Below are 15,296 nucleotides of genomic sequence, written 5' to 3'. Positions count from 1 at the left end.
GGACCGCCTCCCGTGCGGGGAGCGGTCCGCCTTGACGGACGGCGTTTTCCTGCCTGGCCGCGGAGCCTGACCTGGCCTCTCGGAGGAAGCCCGCTGCTTCTCAGGTCCGGATTTCGCTCAGGCCGTTCATATATGGTCTCAAGGCATCCGGAATCCGTATGCTGCCATCTTCCCTCTGATGGATTTCCAGCAGCGGAATCAGGATGCGCGGCGAAGCTGCCGCCGTATTGTTGAGCGTGAAGCAATGCCTCAGCATGCCCTCGTCGTCCCGGTAGCGGATGCCGGCGCGGCGAGCTTGAAAATCAAGCAGGCTCGACGACGAATGCGTCTCCCCGTATGCGTCCCGGCTCGGCATCCAGGCTTCCAGGTCGAACTGCTTATGCGTCTTCTGCGACATATCGCCGGCGCATACCGCCATGACCCGGTAAGGCAGCTCCAGCAGCTCCAGCACCTTGCGCGCGTGGCCCGTGATTTCCCGGTGGAGCCGCTCCGCCTCCTCCCGGTCGGCCCGGCAGATGACGACCTGCTCGACCTTGGCGAACTGATGCACGCGGTAGAGGCCATGCGTGTCGCGGCCGGCCGAACCCGCCTCGCTGCGGAAGCAGGCCGACACCGCCGCCAGCCTCAGCGGCTCCGAGACGTCGATGATCTCGCCGCTGTAGTAGTTCACGAGAGGCACCTCCGCCGTGCCGGCCAGCCGCTCATCCCGCCCTTCCAAGCGATAGGCCTGATCCTCGCCCGACGGGAAAAAGCCCGTGCTCGTGAAAGCTTCCGTACGCACCATAACAGGGACCTCGAGCAGCGTGAAGCCTTCCCGCAGCAGGACGTCCAGCGCAAGCTGCTGGACCGCACGATGCAGCAGCGCGCCGGCTCCCTTCAAATAATAGCTGCGCGAGCCGCCCGTCTTGACGCCTCTGCCGAAGTCGACAAGCCCGTGAAGCTCCCCGAGCTCGACATGGCTCAGCGGCATGAAGCCGAATTGGGGCGGCTGCCCCCATGCCTCCACCTGCACGTTGTCGAGATCCGACTGTCCCGCAGGCGTGTCCTCCGATACGGGATTCGGCGCCTCCAGCATCAGCCTGCGATACTCGCTCTCGGCATCGGCGAGGGCCGGCTCGACTTCAAGCAGCCTTTCATTCGCCTCGCGCGCCTGCCGCTTCGACTTCTCGGCTTCCGCGGGCAGCTTCGCCCGCATGTGGGCGGCGACCTGCGCCGATGCCAGGTTCCGCGCCTGCCGCAGCTCGTCGGCCTGCCCCTGCAGCTTCCGCCGCAGCGCATCCGCAGCGAGCAGCTCCTCCACGTTGAACGCCAAGCCTTTGGCCGCCGCCGCTTTCCTCACTTCCTCCGGATTTTCCCGGATCCATCCCATCTCCAACATGCCGCACCGCTCCTTCATTTGTCGTAAAAACACAAAAAGCGCCCTGTCCTGTTGGGACGAGGAGCGCTTGACTCGCGGTGCCACCCAATTTGGCCGGCGAAAAAAACCGACCCTCTTCGGTTCCGCGATAACGGGCGGTCCGGCAAACTTAGGGGAATGGGATTCCCTTGGCGAAAACGCCTCCGAGTTGGATTCTCATCAACGGCATGGTGACGGTATGCATTTGAATCAGTATAGCGGAAACGCCGCCCTTCCACAACTGGGGTTCATCCCCCCTTAACCGCATGGAAGGAACAGGCTGACGTCGTTGCCGTATGTAATTAAACCCTTAAAGTTGCTATACTGATTCTGTTTCACCCCTTGCAATTCAATACGATAAAGAATCGGAGCCGACTCGATGACGGAACATTTCATCTACATCCTGTTGGGCGTGTTCGATGCCCTCGCCATCTGGGCTTGCGCGCTCGCCCCTTTCAAGCTTCCCATTTACGCCTATAGATGGCCGCTTCTCGGCAGCAGCGTCTTCCTCGCCCTGCTCTCTTATGTCAACCGCATGGTCTTGCCGTTGTCCGTGCTGGACACGCCTATCCAATTCGTAATTCTCCTGCTTCTATGCCGCTATATGCTGAAAATCCGATTCTTCTGGTCGACGCTCGCGCTCGTGACGGGATACATGCTGTATATGCCGATCCAATTCGGCCTCTACTTCCTGCTGACCGCTTCGGGACTCGTGCCTGAAGAAGTGATGGCCCAGAACACCGGCTACGTCTTCCTGCTGCAGATCGCATCCATCCTGACGGCCTATCTGATCGCCCTCATCCTGAAAGCAACGGGGAAAGGCTTCTCCTTCATCCAGCAGCCTCCCCATGATTTCTCCGTGAAGGAGAACTACTTCACCTCCGCGAACGAGAAGCTGCTGATCGGCATTGCCGTCGGCCTGGTCTGCATCTCCTTTTCCGTGATGCTGATCCATCATTCCTACCAGCTTGTCATTTTCCCGGGGGTGCTTATCGCTTCTTTTACCGTCTATTCCGTCGCCTGGAGGCGGAACCGCTTGATTCCGGCTGCGCATACGAGCAAGGGGAGCATAGACTGACGGCGTCATGCTCCTCCGCTTGCCGCTGTTCCCGTCATGGAGCACAAGCGGAAGCGCTTCAACGGATTGTCCAGTTATTATGCGTTTTTGTCATCATCTCGCTTAACAGGCTGTATGCGGGTTGGGGGCATGCTATAATGAGAGCGTTTATGGATCACTCTAATCCACGGGAGGTTATTCACCATGAAGCTTGGTGTATTCTCTGTTCTGTTTGCCCAAAAATCGTTCGAGGAATCGCTTGACTACATCGCGTCCAAAGGCCTCGACGCTCTTGAAATCGGGACCGGCAACTATCCGGGCAGCCCGCATCTCGACCTGGACGAGCTGCTCGCCGACGACGGCAAGCGCCGCGCCTTCAAGCAGGCGGTCGAATCCCGCGGCCTCATCATCAGCGCCCTGAGCTGCCACGGCAATCCGCTCCACCCGCAGAAAGCGATCTCCACCGAGCATGACGGAATCATCCGCAAGACGATCGAGCTCGCCAACCGTCTGGAGGTTCCGGTCGTCAACACGTTCTCCGGCCTGCCTGGAGACCATGAGGACGCCAAGTATCCGAACTGGCCGGTAGCGCCATGGCCGAACGACTTCCAGGAAGTGCTGAAGTGGCAGTGGGAACAGAAAGTCATTCCTTACTGGACCGACATCAACAACATCTCCGAAGCGGCGGGCGTCAAGATCGGCCTCGAGCTTCACGGCGGCTTCTCCGTCCATACGCCGGCCACGATGCTCCGCCTGCGCGAAGCGACGGGCAAAGCGATCGGCGCCAACCTCGATCCGAGCCATATGTGGTGGCAGGGCATCGATCCGGTCCAGGCGATCCATATCCTCGGCCGCGAAGGCGCGATCCATCACTTCCACGCCAAGGATACGACGATCGATCCGATCAACGTCAACAAGCACGGCGTAACGGACATGCAGTCCTACACGCTCATGCTCGACCGCGCTTGGCAGTTCCGTTCCGTCGGCTTCGGCCACGACCTCAAGGTATGGGCCGACATCATCAGCGCCCTGCGCCTTGTCGGCTACGATTATGTCGTCAGCATCGAGCATGAGGACGGCCTCATGAGCGTCGAGGAAGGCTTCAGCAAAGCGGTCGCCAACCTGCAGCAGGTGCTCATCCGCGAGCCGCTCGGCGAGATGTGGTGGGTGTGACCAGCGCGCAAGCGCAGTAGATAAAAAGGCTTCCCGGCAGCAGACGCTGCACGGGAAGCCTTTTTTGGTTGTGAAGCGCGGTATGTAGGGCAGCTTTACGCCAGCCATACTTTGAAGATCATGATATAGTCGATGACGAGGAACACGAGCAGGCATGCGGCGCCCCAGCCGATGGCGAAGATGTTCTTCTTGCGCTGGCCGACAAGGCGTACAAGCCCGATAGCGATGACGATCGTGAACAAAAGCATGAAGATGTCGAACGTATTGAAGTTGCTCGTCGCGGCCTTGGCCGCTTCTGCTGCAAGATACATGGGGTGCTACCTCCCGGGTTAGATTGCTGTGAGACCGCTTCCGACGGCATCGATGCCTAAATGCCTGGACCGGATTCGGGCGGCTTATGGACGTATATAAGCTATGGTATCTTTTAGGCGTCCCGGATGCAAGATGTTTTCGCTCCGTAACACGTTTGCCACAAATTTGTCACCTTCTAATTTGCCGCGCCTCCGGTTCGGTTATTCTTTCCCATTATAAAAATTCCGGATAGCCTGCATCAACATTCCTTATAGGCCGCGGCTTCCCGGTTATTGCCCCTGCGATCCCGCTATGGTACGATCGGATTAGCGTAATCATACCTTTTTTATCGGATTTCAAAATACCCGGAACCAACTATAGGAGGTTCATTTCCATGGCTTACGAAATGCCCTGGACGGCCGACACGTCCAAGCTGAATAAAATGGAACTTTGGAAAATCGAGAAGGACGGACTGGATGTCATCCGCACGATTATCGAGAAGTATGCCCTGGAAGGTTATGACTCTATTCCCGAGGACGACATGAACCGCTTCAAATGGGCCGGCGTCTACGAGCAGAAGCCGCGGGACGGCTACTTCATGATGCGGATCCGCATCAACTCCGGCGTCTTGACGACTGCCCAAGCAAGGGCCCTCGCCTCGATCGGCCGCGACTACGGCCGGGACCTGATCGACGTCACGACCCGCCAGGCGATCCAGTACCACTGGCTCCGCATCGAGAACATGCCGGACATCTTCAAGCGGCTCGAGGAAGTCGGCCTGTACAGCTACGAATCCTGCGGCGATTGCCCGCGCACGATCGTCGGCAACCCCCTTCAGGGCATCGACAAGGATGAGCTGATGGACACGACGGCTCTTGTCGAGGAAGTCAACGACTTCTTCCTTCTGAACCGCGATTTCTCCAACCTGCCGCGCAAATACAAAATGTCGATCTCCGCGAACATCTACAACAACGCGCACGCGGAGATCAACGATCTGGCCTTCACTCCGGCGGTCAAAGTCATCGACGGCGAGGAAGTCGTCGGCTTCCACGCCTGGGTCGGCGGCGGCCTCTCGGCCAAGCCTTATCTGGCCAAGGAGCTCGACATGTTTGTCCGTCCGGAGGAAGCCCTCAAGGTTGCGGTCGGCGTCACCACGCTGTTCCGGGACCACGGCTACCGCGAGAAGCGCCATCATGCCCGCCTGAAGTTCCTCGTCGCCGATTGGGGACCGGAGAAATTCCTGGAGGAGCTGCTCAAGCTGATCGGCGACATGCCTTCGCGCGGCGAGAGCAAGACAGCCGGCTGGCAGGCGGCTTACTTCGACGGCGTGCACAAGCAGAAGGACGGCCGCAACTACATCGGCCTCAACGTGCCGGTAGGACGCACCAATTCTGATGAGCTCGAGCAGCTGTGCGACATCGCCGACAAGTACGGCGAAGGCAAGCTCCGCACGACGATGTCCCAGAACATCATCATCACGGGCGTTGCCGACGAGAACGTGGAAGCGGCCTTGTCGGCGCCCGTGCTGGAGCGGCTCACGCCGAATCCGAAGCCGTTCATGAGCCGCACCGTCAGCTGCACGGGCAACGAGTTCTGCAATCTCGCCATCGTCGAGACCAAGGAATTCGCCCGCGTCGTCGCCGAATACCTCGATGAGAACGTCGAGCTGGACGAGAAGATCCGCATCCACTTCATCGGCTGCCCGAACGGCTGCGGCCAGAAGCATATTGCGGACATCGGCCTCCAGGGCTCCCTCGTGAAAACTCCGGACGGCATGGTCGACGCCTTCGACATCGCCGTCGGCGGCATCCTCGGCCCCGGCGCGACCTTCAACAAGCCGCTCAAGGGCCGCGTGAAGGCGGACAACGTTCCGTCGGTCCTGGCTCAGCTTATCGGCTTCTACAAGGAAGACCGCCAAGCCGGCGAGTCCTTCCACCAGTTCGTCAACCGTGTCGGCGTTCCTGCCTTCCAGGAGAAGCTGACCGGCATTCTGACCGCCTCGGCGAGCTAGGCATGGAATTCCCAACCGCCCCTTTTAGGGGCGGTTTTTTGCGTGATTTATTGCGTATGACCGGGTGGGCAGGGCCACTGGCAGGGTGAATTCGCGGTATGGGTGGTAAGGTTTCGCAATTCAAATCGGACATACGATCCGTTATGTATAGAAATTCAAGTCATTTTCAGATTTATCGGACATACGTTCCGTTATTTCCGGATTCGTACCCTTATATCAATACGTTTTAAAGAAATAACGGATCCTATGTCCGATACGGCGAAAAAAACGCTGATTTACGCCTAATAACGGATCCTATGTCCGATACGACATACAAAACACTGATTCACGCCTCACGAATCCTATGCCCGATACTGATTCACTCGTCACTACGGATCCTACGCCCGATACGACGAACAATTCGCTGACTCACGGATCCAATGTCCGATCCCATTCTGGCTTCCCTTGCAAGGCGCGCAGGTTGATGGCCGCAAATCGACAGCTCTCCCCTAGGGCGGGTTTTCTTTGTCTTTGATCCCATAGAGCAAAAAAACAGCCCTCAAACGGATGAACCGTACGAAGGCTGTTGCCTGCCAGACTGCTGGACGAATTCAATGGACACAACGAAACGATAACGTTTGCCGAAAAGTCCAGCTCATGCTCAGTTCCCTCGGGCTCCCTACTTCGAGCCCGTTTCCTTCGGCTTGCGGCCCCTCTTTTTCGGCGCCTCTTCCGTGCCGCGCTTCTTCGGAGCCGGGGCCGTCACGTATTCGCCGCGGCTCTCTGCGGCAAGCATCTGCTCGCCGGCCGCTCCCACCTCGGCAGCCGCTCCGGAAGCCTCGGCCCGGGCGATCGCTTCCTCGGTCCGCTTGCGATCGCGCTCCAGCACCGGGCCGAGATACTTGCCCGTGTAAGAGCCCTCCACCTTGACGACCTGCTCCGGCGTGCCGGTCGCGACGATCATGCCGCCGCCGCTGCCGCCCTCCGGTCCGAGATCGATGAGGTAGTCGGCGGTCTTGATGACGTCGAGGCTATGCTCGATGACGAGCACAGACTCGCCGGAATCGACGAGACGATGCAGCACCTGCAGCAGACGGTCGACGTCGTCCATATGGAGGCCCGTCGTCGGCTCGTCCAGAATATAGAACGTGCGTCCCGTACTCCGCCGGTACAGCTCGGAGGCGAGCTTGACGCGCTGCGCTTCGCCGCCGGACAGCGTCGTCGCCGGCTGGCCCATGTTCATGTAGCCCAGGCCGACATCCATCAGCGTCTGCAGCTTGCGGTGGATTTTCGGAATGTTGCGGAAGAACTCCGTCGCATCCTCGATGGTCATATCCAGCACGTCGGCGATGCTGTGTCCCTTGTACTTGACCTCCAAAGTCTCGCGGTTGTACCGCTTGCCCTTGCAGATCTCGCATGGCACGTACACGTCCGGCAGGAAGTGCATCTCGATCTTGATGATGCCGTCGCCGCGGCAGGCTTCGCAGCGGCCTCCCTTGATGTTGAAGCTGAAGCGGCCTTTCTTGTAGCCGCGCACCTTGGCCTCGTTGGTGGAGGAGTAGACATCGCGGATATCGTCGAAGACGCCGGTGTAGGTCGCCGGATTGGAGCGCGGCGTGCGGCCGATCGGCGACTGGTCGATGTCGATGACCTTGTCGATCTGCTCCAAGCCCCGGATTTCCTTGTACTCGCCGGGACGGACCTTCGCGCGGTTGAGATCCCTGGCCAGCGTCTTGTAGAGGATCTCATTGACAAGCGTCGACTTGCCGGAGCCGGATACGCCGGTGACGGCCGTGAATACGCCGATCGGAACCTTGACGTTGACGCCCCGCAGGTTGTTCTCCTTGGCCCCGCGGATTTCCAGCCAGCGGTCGTCGGTCTTGCGGCGCTTCTGCGGCACGGCGATGAACTTGCGCCCGCTGAGGTATTGGCCGGTCAAGGAATTCTCGTCCTTCATGACCTCCTGCGGCGTGCCCTGGGCGATGATATGGCCGCCGTGGATGCCGGCTCCCGGTCCGATGTCGATGATGTAATCGGCGGCAAGCATCGTGTCCTCGTCATGCTCGACGACGATGAGCGTATTGCCGAGGTTGCGCATATGCTCCAGCGTGCCGATCAGCCGGTCGTTGTCCCGCTGATGCAGCCCGATGCTGGGCTCGTCCAAAATGTAGAGAACGCCCATGAGGCTGGAGCCGATCTGCGTAGCCAGCCGGATCCGCTGCGCCTCGCCGCCCGACAGCGTGCCCGCCGCGCGCGACATCGACAGGTAGTTCAGGCCGACGTTGACGAGAAATCCGAGACGGCTGTTGATTTCCTTGAGGATGAGATTCGCGATCGTCCGGTCCTTCGGGTTCAAGTCGAGGGATTCGAAGAAACCTTGAGCGTCCCCGATGGACAGGGATGTCGTATAGGCGATGTTCTGCCCACCGACCGTAACCGCGAGACTCTCCTTCTTGAGACGCTGGCCCTTGCAGCTGCCGCAAGGCTTGGCGCTCATGTATTCCTCGATATACTCGCGCATGGAGTCGGAGGCCGTGTCGCGGTAGCGGCGAGCCAGGTTGTTCACGACGCCCTCGAACGGCACATACGCCTCCTTGCGGAAGCCGAAGTCGTTCTCGTACTGGAACTTGACCCGTTCGCCGCCGGTGCCGTACATCAGCTTCTTCATCTGCTCGGCGGTCAGCTCGCTGACCGGCACATCCATCGGAATATGGTAATGCTTGCAGACGGCGGCCATGAATTGCGGGTAGTAGTTCGACGTGCTGCCCGCCCACGCCTCGAATGCGCCTTGCGATATCGTCTTGCCCGGATCATGGATGAGCAGATCCGGATCGACGATCATCTTGGCGCCCAGGCCGTCGCATTCCGGACAAGCTCCGAATGGACTGTTGAAGGAGAACATGCGCGGGGAAAGCTCGTCGATGCTGAAGCCGCAGATCGGACAAGCCAGGTTGGAGCTGAACAGCAGTTCCTCCTGATCGATGATGTCGACGATCACCTGTCCCTCGGACAGCTTGAGCGCCGTCTCCAGCGAGTCGGCGAGACGCGTCCGGATATCCTCCTTGACGACAATCCGGTCGACGACGACCTCGATGCTGTGCTTTTTGTTCTTTTCCAGCTCGATGCTCTCGCTGAGGTCGCGCAGCTCTCCATCCACGCGGACGCGGACGAAGCCCTGCTTCTGGATGTCCTGCAGCAGCTTGGTGTGCTCTCCCTTGCGGCCGGAGATGATCGGGGCCAGAATCTGCAGCCGGGTGCGCTCCGGATACTCCAGGATGCGGTCGACCATCTGCTCCACGGTCTGCGAAGTAATCTCGATGCCGTGCTCCGGGCAATGGGGCTTGCCGATCCGGGCGAACAGAAGACGAAGATAATCGTAGATTTCCGTGACGGTTCCGACCGTGGAGCGCGGGTTGCGGCTCGTCGTCTTCTGGTCGATGGAGATGGCCGGGGACAGCCCCTCGATGGAATCGACGTCGGGCTTCTCCATCTGGCCGAGGAACTGGCGCGCGTAAGCGGACAGCGACTCCACGTACCGGCGCTGCCCTTCGGCGTAAATCGTGTCGAACGCGAGCGAGGACTTGCCCGAGCCGCTGAGGCCCGTCAGCACGACGAACTTGTCGCGCGGAATCGTCACGTCGATGTTTTTCAGGTTATGGGCTCTGGCGCCCTTGATCTCGATACGGTCGCTTGCCACAGGTTGGTACCTCCTATATCCGATAGGGCGGCAAAAGCCGCTCCTTTACCTACTTCTCTATATCCGTGCGGCCGAGACCGCTCATGGCTGCTTGCTTAGTACGGAACGTATAGGCCGTTTCTTGACTTTTTGCCTATCGCAGGACGTCCAGACGTTTCTTGACTTTCGCCAATTGCAGACGTCCAGACCGCTTCTCGACTTCTTGCCACACAGACGTCCAGACCGCTTCACTGCTATTGCCTATCAAAAGAGACGGCCTGGAACGCTTGACTTCTTCTCCATCATGACGGAATCCATCGCCCTTAGCCCAGCCGGAGAAATCCGGCTTGCCGGGCAGGAATCGCGCCGCTCCGCTCAGCTGTCTTCGGCCCGCAGCTCGAGAAGCGCGTCGCGCAGCTCCGCCGCCTTTTCGAAGTTGAGGTTCTTGGCGGCGTTCTTCATCTCCGCCTCCAGGCGGTTGATCACCTGCTGGCGCTCCTTCTTGGTGAGCTTGCCGGAGACGCCGGACAGATAGTCGGCCTTCTGCTCGGCCGCCTTCGTCGCCTCGATGACGTCGTGGATCCGCTTGCGGATCGTCGTCGGCGTCACGCCGTGCTTCTCGTTGTACGCTTCCTGGATGGAGCGCCGGCGCTGAGTCTCCGAGATCGCGAGCTTCATGGAATCGGTGATCTTGTCGCCGTACATGATGACCCGGCCCTCGGAGTTGCGCGCCGCCCGTCCGATCGTCTGGATGAGCGACCGCTCGGAGCGGAGGAAGCCTTCCTTGTCCGCATCGAGAATCGTCACCAGCGACACTTCCGGTAGGTCGAGGCCTTCCCGCAGCAGGTTGATGCCGACGAGCACGTGGAAGGTGCCGACGCGCAGATCGCGCAGGATCGCCATCCGCTCCAGCGTCTTGATGTCGGAGTGCAGGTAGCGGACCTTGATGCCGACCTCCTTGAGGTAGTCGGTGAGGTCCTCCGACATCTTCTTGGTCAGCGTCGTGACGAGCACGCGCTCGTCCTTGGCGATGCGGTCGCGGATCTCGCCGAGCAGATCGTCGATCTGCCCCTTCGTCGGACGGACCTCGATGATGGGATCCAGCAGGCCCGTCGGGCGGATGATCTGCTGGATGGGCTCACCCGGAGCGGTCTCCAGCTCGTAAGGGCCCGGCGTCGCGGACACATAGATCGTCTGCTTGTCCTTGGCCTCGAACTCCTCGAAGCGCAGCGGCCGGTTGTCCATGGCGGACGGCAGCCGGAAGCCGTGTTCCACGAGCACTTCCTTCCGCGCGCGGTCTCCGTTGTACATGGCGCGGATCTGCGGCAGCGTCACATGGGACTCGTCGATGACGATCAGCATGTCGTCCGGGAAATAGTCCATCAGCGTATACGGAGTCGCCCCCCGCTCGCGGAAGGTCAGCGGTCCGGAGTAGTTCTCGATGCCGGAGCAGAAGCCCATTTCCTGCATCATCTCGATGTCGTAGCGGGTCCGCTGCTCCAGCCGCTGCGCCTCCAGCAGCTTGCCCCGCTCGCGCAGATCGGCCAGACGCTCCTCCAGCTCGCGCTCGATGTTGACAAGCGCGATCTTCATCTTGTCCTCGTGGGTGACAAAGTGGGAGGCCGGGAAGATCGCCACATGCTCGCGCTCTCCGATGATCTCGCCCGTCAGGACGTCGATCTCGGTGATGCGCTCGATCTCGTCTCCGAACAGCTCGACGCGGATGGCCCGCTCGTTGTTCGCGACCGGGAAGATCTCGACGATGTCTCCCCGCACCCGGAACGTGCCGCGCACGAAGTTGATGTCGTTGCGCTGGTATTGGATGTCGACGAGCTTGTGCAGGATCTGGTCGCGTCCCTTCTCCATACCCTTGCGCAAAGAAAGCACGAGGCTTCCGTACTCCGAAGGCGAGCCGAGGCCGTAGATGCACGACACGCTGGCGACGATGATGACGTCGCGGCGCTCGAACAGCGAGCTGGTCGCGGAGTGGCGCAGCTTGTCGATCTCGTCGTTGATGCTGGAATCCTTCTCGATGTAGGTGTCGGTCGACGGGAGGTAGGCTTCAGGCTGGTAATAGTCATAGTAGCTGACGAAGTAGGAGACGGCGTTGTCGGGGAAGAACTCCTGGAACTCGCTGCACAGCTGGGCGGCGAGCGTCTTGTTGTGGGCGATCACGAGCGTCGGGCGGTTGAGCCTGGCAATGGTGTTGGCGATCGTGTAGGTCTTGCCCGTGCCGGTGGCGCCGAGCAGGATCTGGTGCTTCTGTCCCTCCCGCACCCCTTCGACGAGCTTCTGGATCGCGCCGGGCTGGTCGCCCTGAGGCGTATAGTCCGACTTCAGGTTGAAAAGTTTCTGTACGGTATCGGCCATTTGGCTCTGAAACACCTCGATTCCTCTATATATGAAGCTAAAGTCCCGGTCCCAAAGACCCGGTATAGCAAGTGAAATCTACTATTATATGAATAATTCCCTATTTAACTGTATACCCCGGAGAGCCGATAAAGTAGACGTCCCGGAATTTCATAAGAATATTTGTTCCCATTCATTATACCGAGTCGTTTCTTGGCTTGCAATGAGAACACTTTGGCAATCCAGCCTGTTTCCGGACACCCTCTCCATCTTCGGCATGGGATTTATATCTATACCCGCAATCATTTCGATACGAACGCTTCTTGCCGCCGGCAAGACGTTCTGCCTGATAGGGACCTACTCAAGGAGCGTGAACGGCCTCATGGACTTAACGACACTAATCGGAATCGCGGCAGGAATCGCCGCCCTGGTCGGCGGTTTTCTCTGGGAAGGCGGCGAGATGCACGGCCTGGTGGAAAAGACGGCCATCCTGATCGTCTTCGGCGGCACCTTCGCCGCCGTCGCCGTCAGCTTCCCCGCCTCCCGCCTGCGCGGCATTCCATCCGCCCTTCGCCTCGCCTTCAGCAAGGACGAGGATTCGCAGCAGCAGATCATCGAACGCATGACCGAGATGGCGACGATCGCCCGCCGCGGCGGCGTGCTGGCGCTGGAGACGCATGCCGGCAAGATCGACAACCGCTTCCTGCGCGAAGGCATCCTCATGGTCGTGGACGGAACGGACCCGGACCTGACCAAGGAAATTCTCGAGCTCGAGATCGAGGCGCTGGAGCGCAGCCATGAGCAGCAGGCCAAAATTTTTGAAAGCGCGGGTGGCTTCGCTCCGACGATGGGCATCATCGGCACCGTCATGGGCTTGATCAAGGTGCTCGGAGACCTGCATGATCCCGGCTCGCTCGGTTCCTCGATCGCCGTGGCGTTCACCGCCACTCTGTACGGCGTCGCCTCGGCCAATGTCGTCTATCTGCCGCTCGCTTCCAAAATCCGCTCCCGCAGCCAGGAGCAGGTGCAGCGCATGGAGATGATGCTCGAAGGCATCATGGGCCTCCAGGCCGGAGAGAACCCGCAGCTGATCCGCAAGAAGCTGCAGTCCTTCGTCGTCCAGGACGAGCCGATGCGCAGAAAGCCGAAGGCGGCGCGGGAGGGCGCGGAAGGAAAGGCGGACGAGAATGCGGCGCAGGTCTAGGCGGCGCGGCGCGGCAGCGGCGGCTCCGGAAAACCATGAGCGCTGGCTCATTACCTATTCCGATCTCATCACGCTGCTGCTGATCTTCTTTGTCGTGCTCTATGCCATGAGCCAGCTGGATGTCAAAAAGTACGAGGTGCTGGCGCAGTCGCTCCAATTCCAGTTCAACAAATCGGATGCGGTGCTGGACGGCGGCCGCGGCGTCACCGGCCAAGCGATCGGGGACGGCTCCCCGCTTCAAAGCCCGGTTCCCGCCAAGCCTGCCGTCTCCAGCAAGGAAACGGGCAAGGAGCAGCTCAAGCGGCTGCAGGAGGAAGAGCTGCAAAATCTGCTGAAGATCATTCAAACCTACATCAAGGACCACAAGCTCCAGGAGCGTGTCTACGTCGCCGACACGCCCAAGGGCATCGCCATCCGGCTCAACGACCTGTTCCTGTTCGACCTCGGACGGGCGCAGCTCAAGAAGGAGGCGACGCCGGTGCTGGACAAGCTGTCGAGCTTGTTCAAGTCGCTGGACAATACCGTAAGCATCGAAGGCCACACCGACAACCTGCCCATCAATCCGGGCGGGCAATATGCCGACAACTGGGAGCTCTCGGCGGCCAGGTCGCTGTCCGTGCTCCACTACTTCATCGGCAGCAGCAAGCTGGCGCCGACGAAGTTCGAGATCGCCGGATACGCCGATACGCGCCCAGTCACCTCCAACAGCACCGAGAGCGGCCGCTCCAAAAACCGCCGCGTGGAAATCACCGTCCTGCGCGCGAGCACCGATGCGGCGGCGGCTAAATAGACATCAAAGGCGCATGGGCAGGGTTTGCGTCGCGAGAGCTGGACTTTTCAACCGGACGAATCGCCTCTGCAGTCTGCAATCTGCAATCAGGTATACGATCCTCGGCAGCAATGGCAATCCTTGAACCCCAGACGAATTGTATCTGGCTTCATTAAACCTTCGGCATTCCTGAATGCCTCACCCTAGGGCTCCTGCTCTAAGGCCGGATTTGGAACTTACTAGCACTCCGTGACCGCTCTTGCATTACTCTAAGGCCGGATTTGGGTTTTATTTGCACTCCATGACCACTCTTGCATTGCCTAAGGCCCGATTTGAATCTTAATTGCACTTCGTGACCATTCTTGCACTGCTCTAAGGCCCGATTTGGGCCTTATTTGCACTCCACGACTATTCTTGCATCCCTATAAGGCCCGATTCGAGTCTTATTGGCACTCCATGACCGCTCTTGCATCCCTATAAGGCCCGATTTGGACCTACGTCAAGAAAGTAGATAGTCGATAACGGACACCTTTAGGAAATCTGCTTAAACGTAGCTGCAAAACGAGCAGGTGAAAGATACCCAAGCGAACCGTGGATTCGCTTCCGGTTATTGAAAAACTCAATGTAGTGGTAGAGATCATGGTAAGCCTGCTCCTGAGTCTTAAAACGGGTACAGTAAATGAATTCTTTCTTCAGAATACTGTGAAAAGACTCCATGCTGGCGTTGTCATAACAGTTGCCTCTACGGCTCATACTCGCCTTCATGTTGTACTGAGTTAGTTGGCTACGGTATTCGTGGGAAGCGTACTGGCTTCCTCGATCCGAGTGGTGCAAGAGTCCCTGCAAAGGTCGTTTGGCGTCGTGAGCCATCTTCAGCGCGTCGAGCACAAGATCCGTTTTCATATGGGGAGCCAGCTTCCAGCCTACAATTTCACGCGTACAGAGATCCATGACGCTAGCCAGAAACAGTCGTCCCTCCCGACAGGGAATATAGGTAATGTCAGCGACCCAAACCTGGTTCGGTTTCTCAACCGTAAATTGCTGGTTGAGAGTGTTGGGGGCAATGGCAAGGTCATGACTGGAGTCGGTTGTTGTGACTTTAAACGTGCGGGAGACACAAGAGCGGAGACCAAGTTCGGCCATATATAGGCCTACGGTTCGTTCGGTGATGCGGTGCCCTTCCTGGTGAAGCATGTGCGTAATCTTCGGTGCACCGTAGCGCTGTTGGGCATCGTGAAAGAAGAACCGAATTCGCTCCTGCAGCTGGGCTTTGCGGAGCGTTTGAGCACTAGGCTTTGTACAGCGCCACTTGTAATACCCGCTCCGGGACACCTCAAGAACACTGCACATSTTCTCCAGACGGAACTCGGAGCGATGGTCTTCAATGAACT

Annotated in this window: 10 protein-coding genes; 5 read left to right on the top strand and 5 right to left on the bottom strand. The window is 59.2% G+C overall.

The window, feature by feature from the left end; all coding sequences use genetic code 11:
• Positions 1–100 precede the first annotated feature (100 nt).
• Positions 101–1,378, bottom strand: coding sequence for a serine--tRNA ligase (serS, locus tag CIC07_RS02795; RefSeq protein WP_076360066.1), 1,278 nt, complete (start codon positions 1,376–1,378; stop codon positions 101–103).
• A 397-nt stretch (positions 1,379–1,775) separates the two neighbouring features.
• On the opposite strand from serS, the gene CIC07_RS02790 reads away from it, so the two are divergent.
• Positions 1,776–2,474 (top strand): hypothetical protein, encoded by a 699-nt coding sequence (locus tag CIC07_RS02790; RefSeq protein ID WP_076360064.1) that lies wholly within the window; start codon positions 1,776–1,778, stop codon positions 2,472–2,474.
• A 183-nt stretch (positions 2,475–2,657) separates the two neighbouring features.
• Positions 2,658–3,626 (top strand): sugar phosphate isomerase/epimerase family protein, encoded by a 969-nt coding sequence (locus tag CIC07_RS02785; protein ID WP_076360062.1) that lies wholly within the window; start codon positions 2,658–2,660, stop codon positions 3,624–3,626.
• A gap of 95 nt (positions 3,627–3,721) precedes the next feature.
• On the opposite strand, the gene CIC07_RS02780 is transcribed toward CIC07_RS02785, so the two are convergent.
• On the bottom strand, positions 3,722–3,937 hold the full coding sequence (locus tag CIC07_RS02780) for a hypothetical protein (RefSeq protein ID WP_021879740.1): 216 nt from the start codon (positions 3,935–3,937) through the stop codon (positions 3,722–3,724).
• Between the two features lie 374 nt (positions 3,938–4,311).
• Between CIC07_RS02780 and CIC07_RS02775 the strand changes: the two genes are divergently transcribed.
• Complete coding sequence (locus CIC07_RS02775; protein WP_076360060.1) at positions 4,312–5,928, top strand: nitrite/sulfite reductase; 1,617 nt, start codon at positions 4,312–4,314, stop codon at positions 5,926–5,928.
• Positions 5,929–6,586: 658 nt separating this feature from the next.
• Here CIC07_RS02775 and uvrA read toward each other — a convergent pair.
• Together uvrA and uvrB are read right to left on the bottom strand one after the other, a co-directional pair.
• Positions 6,587–9,604, bottom strand: coding sequence for an excinuclease ABC subunit UvrA (gene uvrA / locus CIC07_RS02770; protein ID WP_083688733.1), 3,018 nt, complete (start codon positions 9,602–9,604; stop codon positions 6,587–6,589).
• Between the two features lie 354 nt (positions 9,605–9,958).
• Positions 9,959–11,953: an excinuclease ABC subunit UvrB gene (uvrB, locus tag CIC07_RS02765; RefSeq protein WP_076360177.1), complete on the bottom strand. Its 1,995-nt coding sequence runs from the start codon at positions 11,951–11,953 to the stop codon at positions 9,959–9,961.
• Between the two features lie 361 nt (positions 11,954–12,314).
• Here uvrB and CIC07_RS02760 point away from each other — a divergent pair, with 361 nt between their 5' ends.
• Positions 12,315–13,136 carry a flagellar motor protein gene (locus CIC07_RS02760; protein WP_076360058.1) on the top strand — a complete coding sequence of 274 codons (822 nt, stop codon included), beginning with the start codon at positions 12,315–12,317 and terminating at the stop codon, positions 13,134–13,136.
• Positions 13,120–13,926, top strand: coding sequence for a flagellar motor protein MotB (locus tag CIC07_RS02755; protein ID WP_076360056.1), 807 nt, complete (start codon positions 13,120–13,122; stop codon positions 13,924–13,926). Before CIC07_RS02760 ends, CIC07_RS02755 begins: the two co-directional genes overlap by 17 nt.
• A gap of 510 nt (positions 13,927–14,436) precedes the next feature.
• Here the strand turns inward: CIC07_RS02755 and CIC07_RS02750 are convergent.
• Positions 14,437–15,291: an IS3 family transposase gene (locus CIC07_RS02750; RefSeq protein WP_240923508.1), complete on the bottom strand. Its 855-nt coding sequence runs from the start codon at positions 15,289–15,291 to the stop codon at positions 14,437–14,439.
• Positions 15,292–15,296 lie beyond the last annotated feature (5 nt).

This window comes from Paenibacillus sp. RUD330 (assembly GCF_002243345.2).
Classification (GTDB): Bacteria; Bacillota; Bacilli; order Paenibacillales; family Paenibacillaceae; genus Paenibacillus_O.
This window is presented reverse-complemented; position numbering and strand designations above follow the sequence as displayed.

Coding starts and splice junctions, on each gene's coding strand:
- CIC07_RS02785 (WP_076360062.1), top strand. CDS start 2,658: ATGAAGCTTGGTGTATTCTCTGTTCTGTTTGCCCAAAAATCGTTCGAG.
- CIC07_RS02760 (WP_076360058.1), top strand. CDS start 12,315: ATGGACTTAACGACACTAATCGGAATCGCGGCAGGAATCGCCGCCCTG.
- CIC07_RS02775 (WP_076360060.1), top strand. CDS start 4,312: ATGGCTTACGAAATGCCCTGGACGGCCGACACGTCCAAGCTGAATAAA.
- uvrB (WP_076360177.1), bottom strand. CDS start 11,953: ATGGCCGATACCGTACAGAAACTTTTCAACCTGAAGTCGGACTATACG.
- CIC07_RS02755 (WP_076360056.1), top strand. CDS start 13,120: ATGCGGCGCAGGTCTAGGCGGCGCGGCGCGGCAGCGGCGGCTCCGGAA.
- CIC07_RS02790 (WP_076360064.1), top strand. CDS start 1,776: ATGACGGAACATTTCATCTACATCCTGTTGGGCGTGTTCGATGCCCTC.
- CIC07_RS02780 (WP_021879740.1), bottom strand. CDS start 3,937: ATGTATCTTGCAGCAGAAGCGGCCAAGGCCGCGACGAGCAACTTCAAT.
- serS (WP_076360066.1), bottom strand. CDS start 1,378: ATGTTGGAGATGGGATGGATCCGGGAAAATCCGGAGGAAGTGAGGAAA.